Source organism: Nocardia sp. NPDC046763 (assembly GCF_040645495.1).
GTDB lineage: Bacteria > Actinomycetota > Actinomycetes > Mycobacteriales > Mycobacteriaceae > Nocardia.
Window position 1 is genome coordinate 190,679 of sequence record NZ_JBEYYI010000010.1, and the last position, 22,028, is coordinate 212,706.

Consider the following 22,028-nt stretch of genomic DNA (forward strand, 5'->3'; position numbering starts at 1 on the left):
TCCCTCTCCTATTGCTGGGCGATAGTGACCTGGAAGGAACAATCCAGTTGCCGCCCTGTGCTGGTGGCGACTCGGTTGGTGACCAGGTAGGTGGTGCCGAGAGTCCCGCCCGATACCAAGATCGTGGCGGTCGTCGCGGTGTGTGCGGCCGACGTCAGGGTCAGGCCGGAGATGACGATGAAGCTGCTGGCGGTGATGGTTTCGCCGCTGGCGAGTTCCTCGGACCAGTCGAAAGTCCAGGGGTCGATATCGGTGGGCGACTTGATGAATCCGTCGTAGAGCTGCGCGGGCGTGGCCGGGATGCCGGGCGCGCCGTAGGGCAGTCGCCAGCCGTACGCCTGATATCGCGCGAGGTCGGCCGAGTCGATGAACTGGCCTTGTGTGGGCATGCGGGAGCCGTCCGCGGCGAGGACGTCGCGGACTATCAGGATCGAGGACATTAGGTGCCGGTCGTGATTTCGGCGAGCAGCTCGTCGGACATGGCGGGCGCGGGGATGTCGTGCTCGCGCAGGATGTCGAGGCAGTCGCGGACGACCTCGATGGCGTGCCGCAGCAGGTTCTCGAGCCTGGACTGAGCCTGCCGGTAGCCGCTCATCTTCTCCTCGGCGGCATCGAATCTCGCCTGTAGATCGGAGAACGCGGTCGACAAGGTCGAGACCGCCTGTGCCAACTGGTTATAGGAGGCGGCGTGATTGACGTCGGTCTGAGCCTTGTCGCCGCTGCGGCCGCGTAGCCAGCGGATGCCTTCGACACCGCCAGCGCCGCCGACGATTCCGGCGACAGTCTGCCCGATTGAGGCCCAGCTCATGAGGCGGCCGCGTGGTCCGGGGAGAACGCGGCCTCGGCCTCGGCGGCGACCTGTTCGAGCATCGGCTCGTTCTTCGTGAGCCACACGCCGAAGCTCTGCACCGAATGGACGACGAACAGCAGGGCGGCGGCGACCGCGGCCGCGCGCTTGTCGGGCACCAGCTCGAGCAGCGTGGCAGTCTCGGTCCCCCACGCCACGACGCCGCCCGAGATCGAGATCGCGGTCTTCGAGTACTGCGAGATACTCACGGGGCCACCACCTTCGGAGCGTCCGCAGGAACAGCGGGCAAGGTCAGGCCTGGCAGCGTCGCGACGGCGGCGGCAATCTTGCCGATCTGGTCGAGGGCGGTCCGCATGCCTTCGGCGATCTCGCCGACGCGCTGCTCGAGCGCAGCGAGGGCGTCCACCGGGGTGAGGGCCGCGCCGCCTGCGGTCTGGCCGAGCTGCTGCCAGCCCGCGCCGTTCGGTCCGCGGAGCTGGTCCCAGATCTCTTGCAGCTGTTGTGCCTGTTCGGGGGTCATGGCGGTCTCGCTTTCCGGTGTTGGGGTATACGACCATTGGCCGAAATCGGTGGCGTTGGCCTCGTTGACGTCGCACTCGATGCCATCGATCACGACGGTTTCGATGCGCTGGTGCAGCTGGGCGCGCGGGTCACGCTGGCCGCCGGACCAGGCGTCGGTCTGCCACGCCCACGCCGCGGTGCCCGCGTCGAGCGCGCGGGAGACCGGCCAGAATCCCCCGTAGATGCCGACATTCGGCTTGCCGAGCACCGAGGCCGCACCAGTGAGGTACGCGTTGATGGCGTCCTGCTGCTCGGGGGCGGCATCGAAATCGGCGCTGAAATAGATCGGGCGGTCACGGCGGCCGCCGCAGGCGAGGACCTGCGCGAGCGCGACGGTCGCGTCGGCGGCGCCAGCGTCATAGCCGTCGAGCATGCGGGCCGCGGTCGTTTCCCAGTTCGCGACGATGTCGACGCCCGCGGCGCGCAACGCGTCGGCCTCGTCCGGGGTGAGCAGCTTGCCTGGCAGGCCGGGGCCTCCGTCGGATAGGTAGCGGACGACGAATGCGTATCCGCTAGTGCGTATTTCGGCGGCATTGGGTCTGCCGCCCGCGTAGTCGAGTCCGAGAACCATTGAGTACCTCCGTTTTCACTGTCCGGGGCCGCTGCACAAGACCCCGTTGAAATAGGTGAACGAGCCGTCTGGCCAGCCCTGGACCGAGCTGCCTCCGGTGGTGATCAGGCCGGCGGCGACGTAGCTGTTGGCAGGGACGAATTGCACGAACGTCGACTGCGTTGCCTGAGCGTTTCCGGTCCCGTCGCTGCCTCGCTGTACCGGTGCCAGCGATGTCTTATTGGTCCCGGCATACAAAACCGGCATCAAGTCGTTGCTGCCCCCGGAAGCCGTGAAGCTGAAACGCATCGAGATCGTGTACCAGCCGGGTTTCGTGCATTTGACGACGCCTTGGCCGAGGTCGGTGGCGTTCTCGATCGTGACGTTGCTGACGGTGTCGGTATCGAAGGTTCCGGCCGGCATCTGGGCTGGCGATGCGCTCGAACCGATGGATATCGAGCCAGTGGCCGACCGAACGATTGACCACCCTGTTCCCACGATCGGCGGTGACGACAAGTCGCTCGCATTGAAGCTGTGCAAGTTGAAGCTTCCGAAGGTTTCGCCGATGCCGGTGAAACGGTGCGACGAGTCGACGGGGTGCTGGTTGCTGGCATCGGTATGCGAGGCAATCAGGGTTCCAGCGAGGTAGAGCCGATACGTCGAGCCCTGGGCTCGCAGTTCCAAGGTCATGCCCGGCACAACACCGGTCAGTGGTACCGGGATCCAGTCGTTCGGTGTCAGAGCGCCGCCAGTAAGCGTTGCGAATCCCAAATACGCGGTGCCGCTGTAGACATTGCCGTACACGAAGCGGTCCGCAGTCGCCGAGGATCGACAAATCACAGTGACGTCGTGTGCGTCGGCGTGGGACTGGTCGCCGAGAACCACGGCAACAGATTGGTCATCGGTGAGCGTGGTCGCCGCGGTGTAGATCGAGATGCACCGCCCGCCGCTGCTTCCGCTGGTGAGCTGGGCTTGACCGCCGGTAGCGATCATCGAACCGACGGTGCCCACTGCGAATTCGGTCCAGTTCGGCCCGAGGTTGCCCAGCGCCGTGGTGTCGACCGAGAAGTTGTCACCGAATGACGTACCACCCGTTTCCGCCTGGTTATTCGTTGCGGTGAGCGAGGCAATCGCCGACGAGTTCGCCTTGTCGGTGTTCTTCATGCCGGTTACCGTTCCGCTGACGGCGGCGGGATCGGTGTTTCCGGATCCGTTGATGCCGGAGGCGATGGTCACTGAGTTGTGGATGGCGGTGTTGGCGTCGTTGCGCAGGTTCGTCGCCCAGTCATTGAGGAACCAGAACGGGTGCAGGTCGACACCGAAAATGTTGATGTCGACGCCGCCGACCGCCGCGCAAACGTTGGCCAGCAGCAGGTCTTTCATGGCTTCGCCGACGCCGGAGAAGAACTGCGGAGATAGCGCCATCGGTTAGACCGCATCCAGAGCGATGCGGAGCTCGCCGAGCGTCTGCGAGGTGGTCCAGGCGGCCGAGCCGTATTGGCGGACCGCGGTGAGGACGATGCGCTGCACGGTGCCCGCGGTGACGACGGCCGCCGGGGCGCTGTCCGTCGGTGCCATCGCGGCGCCGAAATACGGTGTGATGTTGAGGTGTACGGCCAGCGCGGATTCCATGCCGCGGCCGTAGCCGATGAGCGTGCCGCTGGTCGAGATCGTGGCGTCGGCGGTGGCCTGGGTGTTCATGCGCACCTCGGCGTCGATCCGCATGCCGGTCGCGCCGGTCACCTCGAGGTCGCCGGAGATCCGCGGCCGGTAGTTGTAGGTCTGCGCGGGGATGGTGAGAGCGGCGACGATATCGCGTGCGCCCGAGGCGGATTCCGAGAGCGCGGTGAACGCGGTCCCGGGCAGCACGTAATACGGGGTGACCGGGTGAATGGTGGTCCAGGCGACCAGGCCGCCGATCGAGTTGTAGACCGGAACCTGGCCGTTCGCTGGCGAATTCGAGAAATCCGAGCTGCCGAGGATGTGACCAGTCGCGCCGGTGGTCCCGGTCGCGCCCTTGAGCAGCGAGAGCGCGAGCGTGTAGTGCGCGGCCTGGCCCGGGCCGCCCGGGTCGACGAGGTTGAGGGTCGCGGACTGCGACGGCGTCGGTACGGTGGCCGGGTCGAGCGTGGTCATCGAGACCGAGTCGATGATCGGTGGCAGTCCGGGCGAGCCCTGGGCGAGCACCGGCAGGTTTCCCCACCCGCCGGCCGGGGTGAGGGTGAGGGTCGCGACACCGGTCTTGGCGATGTCGTCGATGTTCATCAGGTAGACCGTGCCGGTCCACGTCATCGAGCCATCGGGGTTCAAAACCATTGTTGGCGCGGTCAATTCGACTCCTGCTAGTTCTGCGCCAGGGCGGCGGCTTTGACGACGTCGTAGAGGGATCCGATGCGGCGCATGAGCTTTGCCCACGGACTTTCGACCGCGGACTGGTCGCCGATCTTCGCGACGATTTCGATGCGGTGGCTGCGGTCGTCGGTGATGGTGGCTTCGGTCGTGTAGTCGGTGTAGATGCGGCCCTTGCGAACCCAGGAGACTGGGAACCCGATGCCGTAGTCGCCGTACCTGCGCCCGAACAGCTCGCCGCCGAACGAGTACGGGCGCTCGTTCTGGGTGATCAGCTGGAAACTGTGGTAGCCGCGCGTATCCCACAGCGCGGACTCAAGGATCACCTGCGCATCGAGGGTGTAGGCGGCGGATCCGCCTTGCGCCCAGAACTCCGGGCGCATGAACCGCCCACCTCGGATACGCCGCAGCTCGTCCTCGAGCTGCTGATACGCCAAGAAGACATTGTCGAACAGGCCATCGAGCAGCGTGCTGGCGATGCCGCTCGCACCGAAGGCCGCCAGCAGCAAGCTCAGCCCGTATTCCAAAACCAAGTCGATGCCCTTGTTCACCCAATCAGGCGATTTGCCGCCCGTCACCATGCGGTAGGCGAGCGGATGGTGCGCGGTGATGTGGGATTCTTCGATGCCCGAGCGCGGGCCGTCCTCGTAGACGACCCATGGGGGTTTGGCGTCGAGGCCGAGCAGCTGCGCGAGGATCCCGTTGCCGTACGGATTGGTGGCGTTCGTCGAGTCGCCATCGGAAACGTTCAATCCGGCGACGAGGGAGAGGATTTCGCCGAGCACCGTGTCGAGCAGATCGACGACGCCGCCGATCAGGCCATCGAGCATCGTGCCCGTGAGACCCGTGACGCCGCTGTAGTCCTTGACGTCGATGACGATGACGGGCGCAGTGAGGGTGATGCCCCAGTCGGCGGCGGGCTGCGGGTCGCCCGGCAGCCACAGGTCCGCGGTGAGGACCAGACCGCAGTCCTTGAGGGTCTGCTCGACGGCGGCCGAGATCGTCGTCATCTTGCACGTGATCGCGGTCCACTTCGAGGTGTCGGTTAGCGGATTCGTCGGCACCACGAACAGCGGCAGGCCCTCGAAGTCGAGGATGCTGCCGAGGTAGGCGGGTGGATTCAGGATGTTGCCGATGAATTCCAGTGCCGCGCCGATCAATCCGGACTGCCGCAGGATCTGCTCGGCGATCAGCTCCTTAATGTTGGTAACCGCGGGCCCGACGAACGTGGCCTCTTTCGGGATCTGGGCTTGGATCGGCATCCACCAGGCCGGGAAGACCAGCAGCGACGAGAACCAGCAGTAGTCGCTGATCAGCTGCAACGTCGTGGTGCCGACGCCCTTGACCATGTCGTCGGTGCTGGTGTCCACGCGGCCGGACCAGCGCCAGCCCGAGGGCATCGTGATCGTGATCGGAACGACTGTGTAGTAGCAGTTCTCGGCGATCGCGACGAGCGGGTCGCTGTCCTTGAGCACGATGGTGCCCGGGCTGATGGCGTTGCGTTTCGGGGTGAAGGTGACCGAGATGTAGTCGCCGCACTCCCCCAGCGGCCGCCCGGCGGGGTCGTAGTAGGTGACCACGAGCAGACCACGACCCAGCGGCTCATCCTGCGGCGCGGCCAGAGCATTCGCGCGGTCGAGCGCGGCCCAGCTGGGCGTCGCGGTGAGGTCCATGGGCCCGGTCATTCCGGCCACCGCCGCCACGGTGTGAGCGTGCTGAGCGCCGAAGTCACGCCCGACTGCGCGCCGGTCACAGTGATCGGGTTGCGCACCACCGCGCCCGCCGGCACCGCGGTGGAGAACCGGCCGACCAAGCGGGGATAGATGTTCGCGCCGGTGTTGACCTCGACGACGGTCCGCTTGTTCGGGATGGTCGTCACCCGGGCGAGCTCACCACTGGTGAGCGGCAGCGTGATCCGCCGCGGTCCGCCGTTGTCGCCCAGCGTGAAAGTGCCCGGGCCCTGCAACAGGACCACGGGCCAGCCGTCCTGGTCGCCCCTGTTCCAGTTCTGCAAGAAATTTGCCGGCGCCTTGCCCGCTGGATCCGCGAGCGTGGTCGAGTTCGACGCGACCAGCTTGGTCGAGACCGAGTCGAACGAGCACCAGAACGGGAAGTCCGCGCGGGCCGCCCACGGCATCGTGATCGAGGCCGCGTCACCGGCCTTGATGACGTCGCGCGGCTCTTGGAACAACCTCAGATCGAGCCACCAATGCCCGGTGTCGGAGGTGAACCACACCAAGCGGCCGGTCTTGCGCGGCTCCCACCCGGCCAGCCAGCGGCGGAACACACGGCGGCGGTGGACCGCGTCGCGTCCGAACACCGAGATCGTCATGTCGAGTTCGAGGGCGTCGTAGGTGGCGTCCAGCCAGGTCACGCCGTCTTGGTGCGCGCCCTGCTGGTCGACGTGCTTGACGGGCCCGTGCAGGCCCTTGATGTCGAGAAGCTGCACGCCGTCAGCGGGGGGCATCGGTGCCATGCCGCCGGAGATCGGCCACAGTCCGCCGTCGGACCCGTACCAGGTGATGATCGAGTCCGCGCCGGACAGCAGCGATTGCAGCGCCCAGGCCGTCGGCGGGGACGAGGGTGTGATCAGCGTGCTCATCGGGAGATCGATCCTGCGTACGGGGCCAGCTCGCGCGCGATGGCGCGGGCGTCGGCCTGGCCGCCGGACGGGTCGGCGGCGTGCCAGTGCTCGATGTGCAGCACGGGCGCGGAGCGGCCGAAGTTGATGCCGCCGCCCGGCTGTTCGGCCGGGGCGAGTTTCGGGTTGACGACGTACTCGTGCCCGCCGGTCTTGTTGTTGACGATGCTGAGCCCGGGCGGCAGCAGGCCGCCCAGATCGTGCGTGGCATCGAGATCGCTCGACAGCGCGTCGGGATCGGACGGTTGCAGGTCGTCGGGCATGGCCTGGGTGCCCGGGTCGGCGTCGACGTCCACACCGGCGGAGATATCCGGTGAGGCATCGATTTCCGGTGCTTCCGTCGATTCGGGCACCTCGGTGGACTCGGGGGCCTCTGTGGATTCCGGGACCTCGGTCGACTCCGGGGCCGCGGTGGTGGCTGGCGCGGCCTGGGTCTGCGGGCTGGCGTTGGTGCCCAGCGGCGCAAGGGGATTGATGAAAACGGGTTGGCCCTGCACCTTGAGGTTGCCGAGGCTGCCCGCGATCTTGAGCAGCGGCGACTTGTTCGGGTCCGCGAGCAGGGTGTCGCCGAGGCCGAATGTTTCCAGCAGCCCCGACGCGGCGATGCCCGCGCCCTTCTCGGCGAACTGCTGGAAGGTCATCAGGCCGCCGGAACTGGAGCTGTCGGTGCTGTTCTTGCCCTTGCCCTTGGTCGTGGTCGGGTTGAGCGCCTTCTGCCGGTCGTCGCTGGCGGTCTTGCGGTGCTTGTCCGCCTCCTGCCGCGACTTGTCCGCGGCCTCACGCGCGGCCTTGGCCTTGGCCTGATAGTCCGCAACGGCGGCGACGTGCTTGTCGTGCGCGGCGCCGGTCGTCTTGTCCGCGAGTTCCTGGGCGTGGGCGGCTTTCTGGTCCCAGTCGGTCGCCTTCTTGTCGTGTTCGGCGGCCGCCTGGTCCTCTTTCGTGGCAGCCGCGTCGGCCTTGTCGGCGGCGTCGCGCAGCTTCTGCGCCGCCGCGTCCGCCTTGCTCTGGGTCGACTTGGCGTTCGGGTCGTACTTCGGATTGAACGTGGCCGGGTCCACGTGGAATTGGGCAGTGAACTGCGGATCGAATGCGCCGACCGCGCTGCTGCCGTAGCGGATTTTCTCGCCTGTGGTCCTGGCTTCCATGTTCGTGCCGAGGACGGTCATCGCGGTGTGATCGGCGTTGGCGCCGATGGCGAATACGTCGCTGGCGCTGGCGCCGCGGATCAGGCCCGGCCACTTCCCGGCCAGCATCGAGGTCGTATCGCCGAGTCGCGCGGTGGGATTCGCGACGCCCTGCGCCAGCTGGATGGCGTCGCCGACGAGGCCGGAGCAGTCCACGCCGACCGTGAGGTCGCTGCCGCCCCAGACGTACGGGGTCGAGACGTGGTCGCGCACCGTGTCGCGGGCGACCTCGGGGCCGGACTTGGCGATGCCGCCCTCGGCGAATCCGACGATGCCGCCGTCGGCGTAGCCGTGGCCGTGGCCCCAAACGCCGAGCAGGTCGCCGCCGTAGCGCTGTTTGATCCACCGCATGCCGAGCCGGAGGTTGGTCAGCGGGTCGAAGATGTTGCCGCCGAGGTCGGCCAGGCCGAGCGCGGCCGCCGTGGACGGGGTGACCTGGACCAGGCCGCGGCCTTCGTTGCCGCCGCTGTTCACGTCCTGGATCTGCTGGACGATGTTCGGGTTGCCGCTGGATTCGGTCATGATCTGGGCCTCGGACGCCGCTATGTAGTCCGGCGTGGTTGGGAGTCCTTCGAGGGCGAGGGCCTGGGCGATGACGGGCGCCCACTGCTCGGCACCCGCGCCGGATACCCACTTCTCATTGCCGCTGCCGAGACCGAGCGCGGACTTGGCGAAGCCAAGGGCCTTGTCGATCACCGAGTCGACAAACCGACCCGGGATGCCGATCATCATGTCGCGCCAGGCCGAGGTGCCGCCGTCGGACCCGCCATCCGGTGCGCCCTTGGCCTTGTCGAGCACCACCGCGAACAGGTCCTGGACCGCGCCGCGCGGATCGGTGGCCAGCTTCGCGGCGAACTTCGCAGCGTCGACCGCGGTGGACGCCGCGTCCTTGACCCAGCCCGCGGCATCGCCGACCGCGTCGCCAATGCCGCTGACGATGCCGCCGAGGTCGAAATGCGGGACGCCGAGGAAATCGCGGACACCGCCCACGCCGCCGGTGCGCGCGGCCGCGTTCGCGGCGTGCACATAGTCGGCGCCGACGGCGCGCGTCCACTCCGGGCGCATGATCGCCTCGCCACCGCCGACTGCGATGAGCCGGTCGTCGACGCCCGGGCTGTAGCCGGACATCACGCCATGCACACCGCCGCTGGCGTAATGCGGAATCTTGTCTGTATCAACGGGATTCAACTTGCCGAGATGGAACACGTCGGCAATTCCGTTCCACAACTTGACAATTCCGTTGTTGTACACGAAATCGATGATCGCGACGGCCGGGGTACCGACGATTTTCTCGATCGTCCCCCACTTGTCCTTGATCCAGTCGACGGCGTGCCCGAATCCGTCCTTCACCGAGGTGAGGCCGTCTTTGATGCCATCGAACGCCGGTTTCAGGGCGTGCTCGTACAGGAATTTCCCGATCTCGATCCACACCTTGATGTAGTCGACGATGAGGCCGATGATCGGCTTGATCAGGTCTTTCCAGAGGAAATTCCAGATCTCCTTGAGGCCGTTTCGGAACCAGTCGAAATGGTTCCACGCATAAATCACGCCCGCGACCAGTGCCGCGATACCTGCGACGACCAGTCCGATCGGGTTGGCGTCCATCGCTGCGTTGAGCAGCCATTGCGCTGCGGCCATGCCCTTTTCAGCGAGGCCTGCCGCGACGGCCGCGCCCTCGACGAGCACGAACGAGGCAACGATCTTGGCGTTCTGGACCGTCCAGGCCAGCGCGGTTTCGCCTGCGCTGATCACCGCGCTCGCCTTGGTGGCGAGGAACGCGCCGACGGCCTGGGCCTGCATGCCGAGCCAGCCCATGCCCGCGCTCACCTGCGATGCGACCCACGCCGCCGCGGTCTCGCCCGCGCTGATCGCCGCGCTCGCCTTCGTCGCAAGGAACGCGCCGGCGGCCGAGGCCTTCATGGCCAGCCAGCCGCCCGCGGCCTTTCCGCTCTGCACGAGCCACGCGCCGCCGGCCTGGGCGGACTCGACGACCGCGCTGGTCTTGGTCGCGGCGAAATCCTTGACCGCCTGGACCTTGAATTTGCCGGTCCAGTTCCAGTAGTCCCGCACGGTCTGGGCCGCGCCGCTCGCGCCGTTGCTGATCGTGGTCCATGCGCCGCTGGCGGCCGTCGCGGCGGTCTTGATGCCGCCAATCGTGTCCTTGATCCCGCTGATTCCAGACTTGACCAGCGAGAACGTGCCGGTCGCGGTCTTCCAGGCCAGCCACGCCGCACCGAGGTCGACGGCTAGCTTGATGACGTCCTTGGTGAGGGTCTTGTGGTGCTCGAGGAATCCGGCGGCCTCGCCGAGGTAGTGGCCGGTGTCCTTGAGTAGGTCGATGAATTTGCTGCCGATCGGCATGACGTCGCTGGCGACGGTGCGTCCGAGCGAGGCGAAAGCCTCCTTGTGCTGGCCGAGCCAATTGACCGTGCTCTGCACGCCCTCAAGGATTTTCGTGGCGACGGGCAGCAGCTTCGTTCCGCCCTCGATCGCCCACGCACCGACGGCGGCCTTGGTCTCCTTGAGCTTCTGGTTGAAAGTGTCCTGTACCTCCGACCAGCCTTTGACGTCGCCCTGCGGGCCTTCGGTGCCAGTGCCGGTGATGTCGGCGCGGGTCTCGTTGACCTGCTTGGCGTTCTCGTCGCCGGTGAGATTGGCTGCGACGCGGGCGGATTCCTGGTTGCCGGTCGCGGCGATCATCATCTGCTGATAGGTCTTGTCGGAGTTCTTCAGCGACGTCAGGTTCGCGTTCAGCCCGGTCGCCTTGGCCTGCATGCGGGCGTACTGGGAAATGATGTTGGCCTCGTCGAGGTTGAGGCCCGCGCCCTCGAGCGCGCCGACCGTCGGCTTGATCGCGCCCGCCTTGACCTGGTCCGCGATGTTCTTCAGCTTGTCGGGCAGCGCCGCATAGGCCTTGGCGACATCGTCGGCGGCGACCTTGGACTCGTTGAATGCCGAGACCATGACCTTTCCGGCCGGCCCCATGTGGTCCATGACCGCGCGCGAGATCTCCTCGAGCGTGCCGGACAGGCCTTGCGAGGACAGCTTGTCGCCGAGGTCGGCGGCGTTGATGCCGATGTTGGCCAGCGCGGTGGTCATGTCCGCGGACGGCTTTTGCAGCGTGGTGATGGCGCGGTTGAGGTTCTGCGCGCCCTGCTGCGCGGAGATGCCGTGAATCGTCATCTGCGACAGCGAGGCGTACAGGTCGTCGATCGGGACATGCGCGGACGCGGCCGATGCCTGCACCTGGCCAAGTGCGGCCGTGAATTCGCCGAACGTCGTCTTGCCGTGCGAGACGGCGGCGACCATTTGGCCGGTGACGACCGCAGCCTGCGACGCGGGAATGTGGTAGTCCTGCAAGGTCGTTGTGACGGCGTCGACGACTTCCTTGAGGTCGGCGTGCTCCTGGGCCGCGCCCTGGGCGGCGGCCTTCATGACCGTGAGGCCGTCCGCGCCGTGGAAGCCGCCGGACTCGACGGTGTACATGGCTTTCGAGAGCTCCTGCGCCGAGTAGCCGACCTGGCCCGACATGTCGAGCAGGCCCTTGGACACGTCCGCCAGGGCATCCTTCGACTCGCCCGCGGTGGTAACGAGCTGGGTCTGCGAGGACTGGAAGTCCCCGCCGACCTTGACGGCCTCGGCCATCGCTAGCCCCATGGCGCCGACACCGGTGACAGCCGCGGCCTTCATGGCGAATCCGAAACCGCCCGCCGCCGCCGAGACCTCGGTCTGGCGAGCGGACAGCGTTTCCAGGGCCCGCTGCTCGCCCGCGGACGCGGCAACGACATCGGCCGAGGCGGCGATGTTCTTGCGTTTGGCGGCCTCGAGGCGTTCCTCGGCGGCAACGACTTTCGTGGAGTCGGCCGCGTATTTCAGGCGTGCATCGTTGAGCTGGCTCTCGGCGATCCGGACGCGCCCGGCGGCGTCGGCCTCGGCGTCCTTGGCTTTCACCACGCGAACCGAGGCCGATTCCAGCGCCGAGGTCGCGGCGTTGACCTGCGAGGTCATCGAGGCCGTCATGCCCGAGCTGGTGCCGAGCACCTTCTGTTTGAAGGCGTCGGCGAATCCGGTTCCGGCCTGCTCGCCCGCGCGGGCGGCCTTCGACACCACCTCGGTCGCCGCGGCTTCCATGCCGACGATCCGGCTGACGATATCGAAATAGACCGCGCTCACGAGATGAGTGCCTCCTCAATGGGTTTGGTGACGTCGATGTCGGTCATCTGCAATTCGCCGGACAGGATCCGGTCGAGTGCGGTGCGCGCGAGCTGGTTTCGGTGCTGCGCCGCCCGTTCTTGGGCCTCGCGGGCGCGGCGGTCTCGCTCGAGCTCGGGGGCCTCGACCGGGGTGAAGTGGTAATCCGCGTCGTGCGCGCTGCGGTAGTCCTCGCGCAGGCTGTGCTGCAAGTTGATGCTCGCGGCGATGAGCCGCTCGGTCAGCGTCCAGCTGGACGAGTGCCCGCGTTTGAACCGGCTGTCCGACGGCAGCTCGTTCACGAGCACAACCAGCTCGCGCGGGGTCATCTCGCGGGTATGGCGCGGGCCGACGGTCCGCCAGAATTCGGCGATCCGTCGGCCGTAGTAGCGCTGTAGGTCGGCCTCGATTTCGTTGGGGGCCAGCCGGAGTAGTGCTACTGCTTCGCGGATTTTGGGGCGCCGACGCCCTCGCCGAGTCGCCGCCACGCGATCATGACGTCGCCGGAGCGGCCGCCCGCGGCGCGGAACCGGTCGAACACGGCGGGATCATCGGAGGTGTTGAGCAGGATGCGGGCGATGGCCGGGGTGTTCAGCGACGTGGCCAGCGCCTCGTGCTGCTCGTCTTCGAGCAGCAGCGGGTGCGGGACGGTGAAGACCTCGCCGCCGGGGCCGCCGGGCTGGAACGAAATGCCCTTGCCGCCCATGCCTTCGATCGCCTGCGCGCGGAAGTCGGCCAGGTCGGTGATGACGTCGGCGGGAACGGTGCCCGCCACGACGAACGGGGTCATCGGCACGGCCGCGGTCGGGGTGGTGGTCGGTTCGGTCATGGTGGTTTCCTCCTCGGGGTGTGGCTGTGGTGGCTGGGCCCGACGCGACGCCCAGCCACCGCGCGCCGCGTCGGGGTCGAGGGTTAGGACAAGGTCACCGAGTTCGAGGCTGGCGTCTGCACCGAACCGGACAAGTTCGCGCCGACGGCCTGCACCTTGTAGGTGTGCGAGCCGGTGGTCTGCCCGGAAACGGTCAGGATCGGGTTCGCCGTGGTACCGCCGACCGTGACGCTGCTGGTCGCGATCGGCACGACACCGGCGTCGACGAACACGTTGTAGGTGAACGGCCCGTTATTGCTGGTCGGCGCGGTGAACGTGAGGGTCGCGTTGCCGGATCCGGGCGCGCCCGCCGTCGCGGTCGGGGTGCCCGGGGTGGCGGTGGTGCCACCGAGAGCGCGCCAGCCGGGGCCGTCGCGCAGGGTGCGGACCGCGAAGCCGGAGGCCGAGTCGGGATAGGACTCGATGACCAGCTTGGAATTGGCCTCGGTCTTGGCGTTGTGGGCCATCTTGTCCGGTTTGATCATCAAGGCGCGAGAGTAGATTCGCGCCCAGCCGCTCACGCCGTAGGGGCTTGAGAAGATCGATCCGAAGACAAACTGCCGCGCGATCGGAACGGTGACCTTGGGCTTCGTGTACTGGTAGCCCGCCTGGCCGATCGTGCCCATCGCAGCCAACGGCAGGTTGGTCTCGAGGGCCTCGACGATCGGGGTCCGCTGAATCGCGGTGAACATCGCCGATTCGGAGTCCTCAGTGATGTCCGTGAACAATTTTTGCCTGCTCTGCCACGCCTTGGTGTCCGCGGTCTGCAACGTCGGAGTGAATTCGAGGCCGGACTCGTCGGTGTAGCCGATCGCGGTGAATCCGTCGGTCGTGAGCAGCGTGCTCGACCAGTTGCCTGAGGTCGTGTCGAACGGGCTCCAGCTGGTGAGCGGCTTGGTCGGGTCGTAGTCGCGGACCAGGACGAAACCGAACTGGCCCTTGAAAACCTGGTCGGGGTTGCCACCGAAAATGGTGTCCCACGTGGTTCCGGTCATGAGTGAATCTCCTTACAGGGGTGCGGAATTGACGGCGGATTCGATCTCGTATTCAGCGATCCAGCGGTGCAGGGTCGGGTCTTCGTAGTCGAGATCGCCGAAGCCATTGATAGTTTTGACGTGGCTGATCGGTACGCCGCCGACGTAGCTGTGCCGCAGCCGCATCATGTGGTCATGGACGACGCGCGTGAATTCCGCGCCCGCGGCGTAGTCAGAGTGGAAGACCTCGACGTCACAGACCTGGCGCGACCAGATGTAATCGTCACCGCCGGAAGGAATCACGGTGACCAGCACGAACGGGAAGATCAACTCGAGCTTGGTCCCAGCCGCGCCGATGCCAGGCAGCGGCGACAGGTAGGCCACCAGCAGCGTGCGCAAGTTCGCGAAGTGCTGGCCCGCCGGGGTCACGAGTCAGTGCCTCGCAGGTATCCGGCCGTGCGCCGCATGATCGCGAACTTGGGCTTTCCCTTCGCCCCGTACTCGATGATGTGGGACTTCCAGTTCCGGGCGACACAACGGCCTCGCCACGCGCCATCCTTGAACACGACGTAACCCTCGATCTCGTCGCGGTACTCGCCGGGCTCATCGATATAGCCGGACTTGAGCTTGTGCGGCCTTCCCGTCTTGTTGACCGGCGCAATCGTTTTCGCGTACTCCTCGCCCTTCTTGGCGAGCCCGAGGGCATGCTCGCGGGCTTCGGCGGACGCTGGCCCGGCCTTCTCGACAAGCTTGGTCAGCTCGGCCACGACATTGGCAATGTCCATGCCCATGGCTATCCGTCCTCTCGGGTGCCGGGGATGCTGCTGCCCAGGTATGAGCGGCAGGTGATGACGATGTGGTCGACGCTGCTGTCGCGGATGTTGGTGACCGGGCGCGGCGGCCCGTGCACCTCGAACTTGATGCCCTGCCAGGTCAGTGCGGTCGTGTAGTCGACCTGAGTGCCGGGTGGCAGCATGGCGCGCCCGGTCAATCTCGTCACGGTGACCGCGTTCTCGGTCTCCTGCGATTCGGTGACCCACATGTCGCAACCGGTCACCGCGACATCAGTCTCGACGATCTGCTGGCGCCCATAGGCGTTCGGCACCGGTTTGCCGCTGCCGTCGAGCACCGGTGTGCGCAGGTGCAGCACCAGCTGCTCGGACCCGAGCGCGTAGACCACTAGTAGCTGATGTCCTGTTGATCGATGCCCGGGATGATGATCGGATCCGGCGTCGAGTACCGGTTGCCCATCAGGTACCGCGGGCCGGTCGGCTGGAAGAGGCCGAGCAATTGCAGGTGGTACTCCGAGAACACGAGCGTCCGGGCGAGCTCCTCGAGCGTCGCCGTGCGGACGTTGGTCCACTCGTCGCTGCGGTCGCCGCGGGTCGTCTTGCCTGAGGGGACGCCGTCGAGCATGTCGCGTTGGAGCGCGGCGCGCACGACCTCGATGGACACGATGTGCGCGGCCGTGGCCGGTACCGGGATGCTGGCGGCCTGGCACTTTCCGGTGATCCACAATGCCGCGGCCTGGAGTAGCAGGCCCGCGAAGTTGAGCTGCTGCGCATTGAGGGTGCGCCACGAGTTCTGTACGTCATCGGTCGAGGCGAATGTTGTTGGCGTAGGAGAGGACACGGCGCACCCCCTTTCAGCCCGCGAGGGCCTTCAACTCGTCCTTGGTCTTGGCCTCGGCCTCGGCCTGATCGAGGCCGAGCGCAGAGACCGCGTACTCGACCCAGACCTCTTTGGTTGCGGTCTGCGGCGGCCGCGCAGGCGATTCGGCCGGCACTTCCTCCGCGGACACCGGGACCTGTTCGACCTCGGTGGCTTCCGGCGCGATAACGCCGGGCGGTACGGGCTCGACAACCTGCTCGACCATGTCGAGACCGAGCAGGTGGGCCGCAGCCTCGTCGGGGAGCGCCTGAATGATCTGGCCGTAATACCAGTGATTCGCGCGGCCACCGTGATCGGGTGCGACGACCAGCGGCGCAGTGACGCGGTATTTCATGCGTTCACCCCGGTGATCTTCCAGGCGGCCGCGGGCTCGAGGATGATCGGCACCGTGAGGCGGCGGCAGCGGATCCGCCAGCCGTCGGTCCGGTCCTCGCGCATGGTTTTCACCTGCACGCCGTCCGCGCCCTGGTCGCCGCTGGCGACGTAGCCCGGGCCCGGCACCCGCTCATCAACGAACGCGCCGAACACCTTTGAATCCAGCAACCATGCGTTGCCATTGACCGGCAGGTTCGGGCTAGTTACGAAGGTGAATCCGCCGATGCGGCGCATATAGGGCGAGTCCCAACCGGCGGTGGTCGGGGCGTCGCCGACGCCGGGCACTTCGCGCGGCAGCAGGGCGGCGAGCTTGTCGTCGCTGACCACATTGGCGAAAGTGGGGATGTCGACGAGCACCGTGTCGGGCATGTAGCCCTGCCGGAGGTTCAGGATGTTGCCGAACGCTCGCATGAGGTCCCGCAGGATGTACGGTGTGGTGCCGGTACCGGCCCACGATGCAATGGCCGCGGTATTCTGCGTGACCGCAGAGGCGACGGCCGACAGTGCAACCGAATCGACCTTCTGCACATGCGAATTCGCCAGCTTGGTGAACTTGCGGGTCACGACGTCGTATTTCTGGCGCGAAATCGACTCGTCCTCGATGAGCGAGTCCTCACCCCATTTGACGGTGTTCGCCATTGACGCCGGGCCGGTCCCGGTCGTGGTCAGCGGGTACTCGCCGCCGGGCGAGACCGGCTGCGGCGGGTTGTCGGCGTAGATGCCTTCGGTCTGCTCATAGGCGACCGACCCGGACTCGGTCCATTGCTGGCTGGTCAGGATCTTATTCGAGATGAACATCTGTTCCGAAATGGTGCGCAGCGCGCGCAGGACCCACAGCGGATCCTTGAGGAACCTGTTGATCGATTCGATATCGCCCGAGAGTGTCGGGGGCGCGGGCGGAAATGTGGTGTTACCGGCCATGGCGGCACCTGCCTTTCAAGAAGATTCGGGCGCTCACGCGATGCGCAGCGCGACGGAGACCTTGCCGTTGGACGCGGCAGCCTGAGCGACGCCGACGACCTGGGCATAATTGGTGCCCGAGCCGATCGCCTGCACGGCACCGGCCGCAGCGGGAATGACCACGTCACCGGCATTGATGGTGCCGCTCGCGGCGAGCAGGTGAATGCCCGTGCGGAACACGGTGATTGCGTTGCCGCCCACCGTGTCATCTACGGCGGCGACGCCGTAGGGAACGGCTGCACCGGCGGTCGCAGCGACGGTGTTATTGCCCGACACAGCGAGCATTTGACCGGCAGTCACGACCGCGCTAGTAACCGCGGTGACGGTGTCGCCAGGGAAGAACTGGGGCAAATAGTCGCTCATCGGAAATCCTTCCGGCCGGTGACCTTGGCGAAGACGTCCGCCAGCCCAGCCTCGGTGTTGTCGTTTTCGGGCTCACCGGAGTGGCCTACCTCGGCGAGGTGGACGACCGCGCCGTCGGGCAGGCTGTTCAGCAGCTCGGCGGTCCCGTCGGGGTCGACCGTGAGCAGCTTGGCGAAGTGCTCGCGGCGGCTGGCCGCGACCGCGCCGCGGCGAACGTGCTTCTCGAGCACAGCATTGCGGCGGTCGGCCTGGAGCTGCTCGTACGCGTCCGCGCCGCGGCTGGCCTGGGCGACGGTCTGCTCGTACTGGGTGCGGTCGACGAGCACCAGCCCGAGGCGGCTGGCCGAGGCGGTGATCTGCTGCGCCGACGGTTCGGCCGGCGCGTCCTCGGTGGCCGCGGCGACACTGTCAAGCTGCTCGCTGACGGCGGCGAGAATCGTTGCCTCGTCGGCGTCTTCGGGCAGTCCGAAGCGCTCGCGGAGGCCCTCAATCAGGGTGGGCATGCGCCCCTCCTTTCCTTTGACCTCCGCGCGGATGGCAGAGGGAGTTCGTGGGGTGCGCGCGCCGGTGCGCGGCGCGGGCGCGGCCTGGCGACCGGAGTAGGCGAAGCGCGACAGATCCCAGCGCGCTTTCGAGGTCGGCTCGGCGTCGGCGGCCTTGCCTGCCTTCTCGATGCGGTCGGCGAGGCCCGCGTCGACGGCTTCCTGTGCGCTGTACCAGGTCTCTGCGTCCATGGCCGCTTGCCAATCGGCGAGCTCGCCGCCGGAACGGTCGGCGTAGATGCTGGCGAGGTTCGCGCTGGTGCGCTCGAGCTGATCGGCGGCCGCGCGCAGGTCCGTCGCCGAGCCGATCGCAACCATCCACGCGTTGTGGATCATCAGCTCAGCGCCCGGGCGCATGACCCGCTCGTCACCGGCCATCGCGATAAACGACGCGGCCGAGGCCGCGAGGCCTTCGACCGAGGTGATGATCTTCGCCGGGTGATCGATCAGGGCGTTCATGATCGCCAGCCCGTCATAGACGTTGCCGCCGGGCGAATTGATCTTCACGGTGATCTGTTCGGCATCGATCCCGTCGAGCTCGCGCGCGAACTCCTCGGCCGACACTCCCCAGTACGAATCGATCTCGTCGAACAGGTAGACGGTCGGGTTGTCGCCCTTGGCGGCGTTGCGGATCGAGTACCACTGCCGCGGGGTGCGTGCATTCACTGGCCCTCCTGCGGGTCCGGGTCATTGGGGTCGTCGCCCGTCGGTTCCGCAGCAGGCTGCGCCGGTCCGGACTTCTGATTGGGCGTCGGATCGGGCGCGTCGGGATCCTTCTGCGGCAGCCCGTACATGTCGCGCACCGCCTGCTCGAGGCGGCGGTCAGGGAACACGGCGCCAGCCTGGATGAGCAGCGAGAGCGCCTGCGCCGTGGCGTCATGGCGCGAGCCGATCTCGTCGAAAACGATCCGCGGGGCGGGCTCGTCGGGCCCGAAATTCAGGTCGACGAGGGCCTCGACGACGTAGGCATTGGCGGTATCGGCGATCAGCTGGGCCTGGGCCTGCAACGACATCACGAAGAAATCGGCGAAGGTCGAGCCGAGTGCCCAGCTGCCCGTTTGTGTTCCGAGGTTGAGGAAATGGGCGAGGACCGATCGTGCGATCTGCGAGTCGTGGTACTCGATGACCGGCATGGCGTCGGGCAGCGCGCCCTCGACGCCCTGTAGCCGTAGCTTCGCGCCGTTGGGCAGCGCCGCGCCCGAGCTGTCGCCCGCGCGGTAGTCGTTGGCCATCTGCTGGCCCATTTCGAGGTCGGCCTGCCGGTCGAGCGGGCCGCCGTAGTACACCGGGATGCCCATCCCGTTGCGCTCGATGGTCTGGGCCTGGACCCGCAAGAGCCGATCCTTGAGAATCCAGTTCTTGTAGGCGGCGCGGAGCACCGACCGGCCCAGCCAGTCGCCGCCCTCGCGCTCATTCACGTACGGGACGATGCGCTTCGCGGGGATCCGCGCACCGCCGCCGACCGGGCCGACGACGATGGCCTCGTAGCCGCCGGTCATGGTTCCCATGGCCCACTGGGAAATCGAGACGAGATCGCCGTTGGGCGCAACCACGAGGTTCGAGATCGACCGCGGGAGCCGCGGCGCGAGCTTGGCCAGGTGCGCGGCCCCGGCCTCGTCGAGCTGGTAGACCTGCTCGAAAAACATGTGCCCGTACTGCATGCACAGCAGGGCGAGGCGCACATGCTCAGACCAGCTGAAGGCGTTGCGGATCCGCCGCTTCGGCTGCTCGGTCTCGTCATCGGCGCCGACGATCGGCAGGTGCAGGTCATCGGCGACGAACGCCGCGACCTCGTCTCGGGCACCGTTCGGGTCGATCCGCCATGTGGTGCGCCGCACGGGCAGCGTGATGGCGCGGAGCACCGATTGCACCTGCGAGTCCTGGCGGGCCATGCGGTCGTAGACGTTGACCGAGAGCGGCCAGCGCAGTTCGGGCGTGGTCTCGCTGTTCTGTAGCCAGATCTCGCCCGGGTAGGAGACGGAATAGCCGAGCTCGCGCGTCGCTACCCGGCCCCTCACCGGGGACTGCTGGTCGGCCATATCGCCTCCTCTCAGAATCCGACCGCGGCGAGACCGGATGTCTCACCGCGGAATTGATGTCTCGGCACGGCGGTCGCCGAGGCGGCGCGGTGCACGAGCTGCTGTACCGGCGCGGTTTGCGCACCGAAGGTCACGAGGCCCCACATGGCCAAGGTCGCGGCGACGACCGGCGAGATGTCGTTCTGGCCCTTGCGGTCCCATGCCCAGCCGCCGCCGGTCAGGTCGCGTTTGATCGCGCCCTCGACGGCCTCGGCGAGCACCGGGTCGCCGGTGTGGTGCAGCAGTCCGGCCAGGGCCTTGTCGTAGAAATCGCCCGTGGCCTGCGCGATTTCCAGCAAGCCGGTCACCTCGGCATCGATACCGGCCGCGAGTAGGGCGGGCACGAGAGAGGCCGCTGGCGATGCTCTGTCCACAACCAGCGCGCAGGGATCCATGCGCGTGATCACCGAGACGATGTACGGGACGGCCTGCTGTGTGGCCGGGCCGTGGTAGCCGATCTCGAGGTGCACGCGTTCGTCGGTCGTCCACTGCGCCGCCGAAATCGACAGCGTCTTTCGGTCAGGCGTCATGTCGAACGAGAGCGCGATCGGGCCGACGAGCTGCACCGCGACCTCGCCCATCGGCGACCAGGTCTCGGCCGGGATGAGCGCAGGCAGATCCTCGGCGCGGACCGGCCATACGCCGCGGCCGAGCGCCTCGACGCCGAAAGCGGTGATGCCGGCCTTCGTGGTGGCCTTGCGCACCATCTTTCGCATCTTCGCGGCGGTCTGGATTACCCCGTAGCTGGGATTTCCGTACTTCCAGGTGGCGATGGCGTCGTGCGGCATTTCCTCTGGCGCCATGTATTCGGCGAAGTACAGGCCCTCGTCGCCGCGGAGCCCGGCCGCCCGCATGTCGCTGAGAACGAAGCCCTTCGAGTGCATCTCGGCATTGACGGCCGACGAGGTGTAGATCGTCTGCGGATCTTCGGCGGCCATCTGCGCGAAATCGACTGCCGCCGACGCCGATGCGTCCAGGTTGTACGCCTCGTCGTAGATGAGCAGGTCGAGCTTGGTGATACCTCGGCCGACATCAGCTGACCGGGTCGAGGTGATGATCTGCGCGCCGCTTTTCAGCACGATCTTGCCGCGGCCCTGCGACAGCGTCGGCTTGGCTGCCAGGTGGCGGCGCAGCCATGGACGGCTGTTGATCATCGCGACGAGGCGCGAGTGGATCTCGATTCCCGTGTCCCACCGCTGGACGGTGTAGAGGATCTTCTCGCCCAGCTTGAACAGGCCGTACAGGCAGCGGAACAACAAGATCTCCGACTTGCCGTTCTGCCTCGGGCAGATCAGCACGACGTCCGGATGTGTCCAACTGCCGTCCAGGGTCTTACGCAGGATCCCGCGCAGATTCCCGCACTGCCAAGGCATTACCGGCTGCACGGTCGCCCGGTCAGCCAGTGTGATGGCCTTGAATCCGTGCAGGTCGTCGCCGTCGCCCACCGAAAGGTGGTGTGGTGCCTGCCGACCAGTCAGCGTTGGGAACACCAGCGGATCCGGAGCCGGGAACAGCTCGACGACGTTGTCAGAGATCAGCGAGGCCATCCTCGTCATCGAGTTCCGGAGCTCCGCGCCGCGCCGCGATGGCGGCGAGCAGCTGCCGCAGAGTGCCGGCCTGCTGCCGGGCCTCCTGGAGCGCGCCGTCGACCCTGATTTCGAGCTCGCCGTCGCGGCCCGCGGCGATGCGGGCCCAAATGTCGGTGTCGCCGTCTAGAATTCGGGCGAGGTGCTCGAGCCGGTCAGCGATCCGGCACGCTTCCAGCACCAGAACCCCAGTTTCGAAGCTCGCAGCGTCGGATTCGAGCGCATTCCAGAGCTTTTCGCCTGCATAACCGAGGTTTTCATGCATTGCACGTACCGTTTTGGGCCCCGTGTAAAAAAGATTGACTAAGTACGGGGGTCAGGCAGCCC

At 67.0% G+C, this 22,028-nt stretch carries 23 protein-coding genes; all 23 read right to left on the minus strand.

Going from position 1 to position 22,028, the window contains the following annotated elements:
• Window positions 1-8 precede the first annotated feature (8 nt).
• On the minus strand, window positions 9-440 hold the full coding sequence (locus tag ABZ909_RS18790; protein ID WP_357001018.1) for a hypothetical protein: 432 nt from the start codon (window positions 438-440) through the stop codon (window positions 9-11).
• Window positions 440-808 carry a hypothetical protein gene (locus ABZ909_RS18795; protein WP_357001020.1) on the minus strand — a complete coding sequence of 123 codons (369 nt, stop codon included), beginning with the start codon at window positions 806-808 and terminating at the stop codon, window positions 440-442. Before ABZ909_RS18795 ends, ABZ909_RS18790 begins: the two co-directional genes overlap by 1 nt.
• On the minus strand, window positions 805-1,056 hold the full coding sequence (locus ABZ909_RS18800) for a hypothetical protein (protein ID WP_357001022.1): 252 nt from the start codon (window positions 1,054-1,056) through the stop codon (window positions 805-807). The genes ABZ909_RS18795 and ABZ909_RS18800 overlap by 4 nt, the downstream gene beginning before the upstream one ends.
• A complete protein-coding gene (locus ABZ909_RS18805; RefSeq protein ID WP_357001023.1) occupies window positions 1,053-1,940 on the minus strand; it encodes a DUF1906 domain-containing protein in 888 nt (295 codons plus the stop codon). The genes ABZ909_RS18800 and ABZ909_RS18805 overlap by 4 nt, the downstream gene beginning before the upstream one ends.
• A 15-nt stretch (window positions 1,941-1,955) precedes the next feature.
• On the minus strand, window positions 1,956-3,344 hold the full coding sequence (locus ABZ909_RS18810) for a hypothetical protein (RefSeq protein WP_357001025.1): 1,389 nt from the start codon (window positions 3,342-3,344) through the stop codon (window positions 1,956-1,958).
• 3 nt (window positions 3,345-3,347) lie between these two features.
• Window positions 3,348-4,211: a hypothetical protein gene (locus ABZ909_RS18815; RefSeq protein ID WP_357001027.1), complete on the minus strand. Its 864-nt coding sequence runs from the start codon at window positions 4,209-4,211 to the stop codon at window positions 3,348-3,350.
• A gap of 50 nt (window positions 4,212-4,261) precedes the next feature.
• Window positions 4,262-5,962, minus strand: a complete 1,701-nt coding sequence (locus tag ABZ909_RS18820) for a hypothetical protein (protein WP_357001029.1) — start codon at window positions 5,960-5,962, stop codon at window positions 4,262-4,264.
• On the minus strand, window positions 5,950-6,870 hold the full coding sequence (locus tag ABZ909_RS18825; RefSeq protein ID WP_357001031.1) for a hypothetical protein: 921 nt from the start codon (window positions 6,868-6,870) through the stop codon (window positions 5,950-5,952). The genes ABZ909_RS18820 and ABZ909_RS18825 overlap by 13 nt, the downstream gene beginning before the upstream one ends.
• Window positions 6,867-12,266, minus strand: coding sequence for a phage tail tape measure protein (locus ABZ909_RS18830; RefSeq protein WP_357001033.1), 5,400 nt, complete (start codon window positions 12,264-12,266; stop codon window positions 6,867-6,869). The genes ABZ909_RS18825 and ABZ909_RS18830 overlap by 4 nt, the downstream gene beginning before the upstream one ends.
• Complete coding sequence (locus ABZ909_RS18835) at window positions 12,263-12,613, minus strand: hypothetical protein (RefSeq protein WP_357001034.1); 351 nt, start codon at window positions 12,611-12,613, stop codon at window positions 12,263-12,265. The genes ABZ909_RS18830 and ABZ909_RS18835 overlap by 4 nt, the downstream gene beginning before the upstream one ends.
• Before the next feature lie 107 nt (window positions 12,614-12,720).
• Complete coding sequence (locus ABZ909_RS18840; RefSeq protein WP_357001036.1) at window positions 12,721-13,113, minus strand: hypothetical protein; 393 nt, start codon at window positions 13,111-13,113, stop codon at window positions 12,721-12,723.
• A gap of 83 nt (window positions 13,114-13,196) precedes the next feature.
• Window positions 13,197-14,147 (minus strand): hypothetical protein, encoded by a 951-nt coding sequence (locus ABZ909_RS18845; protein WP_357001038.1) that lies wholly within the window; start codon window positions 14,145-14,147, stop codon window positions 13,197-13,199.
• 12 nt (window positions 14,148-14,159) lie between these two features.
• The gene (locus tag ABZ909_RS18850; protein ID WP_357001041.1) at window positions 14,160-14,555 is read right to left on the minus strand and encodes a hypothetical protein; all 396 of its coding nucleotides are present in this window, start codon (window positions 14,553-14,555) and stop codon (window positions 14,160-14,162) included.
• Window positions 14,552-14,917 (minus strand): hypothetical protein, encoded by a 366-nt coding sequence (locus ABZ909_RS18855; RefSeq protein ID WP_357001043.1) that lies wholly within the window; start codon window positions 14,915-14,917, stop codon window positions 14,552-14,554. The genes ABZ909_RS18850 and ABZ909_RS18855 overlap by 4 nt, the downstream gene beginning before the upstream one ends.
• A gap of 2 nt (window positions 14,918-14,919) precedes the next feature.
• Complete coding sequence (locus ABZ909_RS18860) at window positions 14,920-15,306, minus strand: hypothetical protein (protein WP_357001045.1); 387 nt, start codon at window positions 15,304-15,306, stop codon at window positions 14,920-14,922.
• On the minus strand, window positions 15,306-15,758 hold the full coding sequence (locus tag ABZ909_RS18865; protein ID WP_357001047.1) for a hypothetical protein: 453 nt from the start codon (window positions 15,756-15,758) through the stop codon (window positions 15,306-15,308). The genes ABZ909_RS18860 and ABZ909_RS18865 overlap by 1 nt, the downstream gene beginning before the upstream one ends.
• 13 nt (window positions 15,759-15,771) lie before the next feature.
• On the minus strand, window positions 15,772-16,131 hold the full coding sequence (locus ABZ909_RS18870) for a hypothetical protein (protein WP_357001049.1): 360 nt from the start codon (window positions 16,129-16,131) through the stop codon (window positions 15,772-15,774).
• A complete protein-coding gene (locus ABZ909_RS18875; RefSeq protein ID WP_357001051.1) occupies window positions 16,128-17,093 on the minus strand; it encodes a hypothetical protein in 966 nt (321 codons plus the stop codon). The genes ABZ909_RS18870 and ABZ909_RS18875 overlap by 4 nt, the downstream gene beginning before the upstream one ends.
• Window positions 17,094-17,126: 33 nt before the next feature.
• The gene (locus tag ABZ909_RS18880) at window positions 17,127-17,495 is read right to left on the minus strand and encodes a DUF2190 domain-containing protein (RefSeq protein WP_357001052.1); all 369 of its coding nucleotides are present in this window, start codon (window positions 17,493-17,495) and stop codon (window positions 17,127-17,129) included.
• Complete coding sequence (locus ABZ909_RS18885; protein ID WP_357001055.1) at window positions 17,492-18,703, minus strand: head maturation protease, ClpP-related; 1,212 nt, start codon at window positions 18,701-18,703, stop codon at window positions 17,492-17,494. Before ABZ909_RS18885 ends, ABZ909_RS18880 begins: the two co-directional genes overlap by 4 nt.
• On the minus strand, window positions 18,700-20,076 hold the full coding sequence (locus ABZ909_RS18890) for a DUF935 family protein (protein ID WP_357001057.1): 1,377 nt from the start codon (window positions 20,074-20,076) through the stop codon (window positions 18,700-18,702). The genes ABZ909_RS18885 and ABZ909_RS18890 overlap by 4 nt, the downstream gene beginning before the upstream one ends.
• A gap of 11 nt (window positions 20,077-20,087) precedes the next feature.
• Window positions 20,088-21,671: a hypothetical protein gene (locus ABZ909_RS18895; protein WP_357001059.1), complete on the minus strand. Its 1,584-nt coding sequence runs from the start codon at window positions 21,669-21,671 to the stop codon at window positions 20,088-20,090.
• Window positions 21,643-21,966, minus strand: a complete 324-nt coding sequence (locus tag ABZ909_RS18900) for a hypothetical protein (protein ID WP_357001061.1) — start codon at window positions 21,964-21,966, stop codon at window positions 21,643-21,645. The genes ABZ909_RS18895 and ABZ909_RS18900 overlap by 29 nt, the downstream gene beginning before the upstream one ends.
• Window positions 21,967-22,028: the final 62 nt, after the last annotated feature.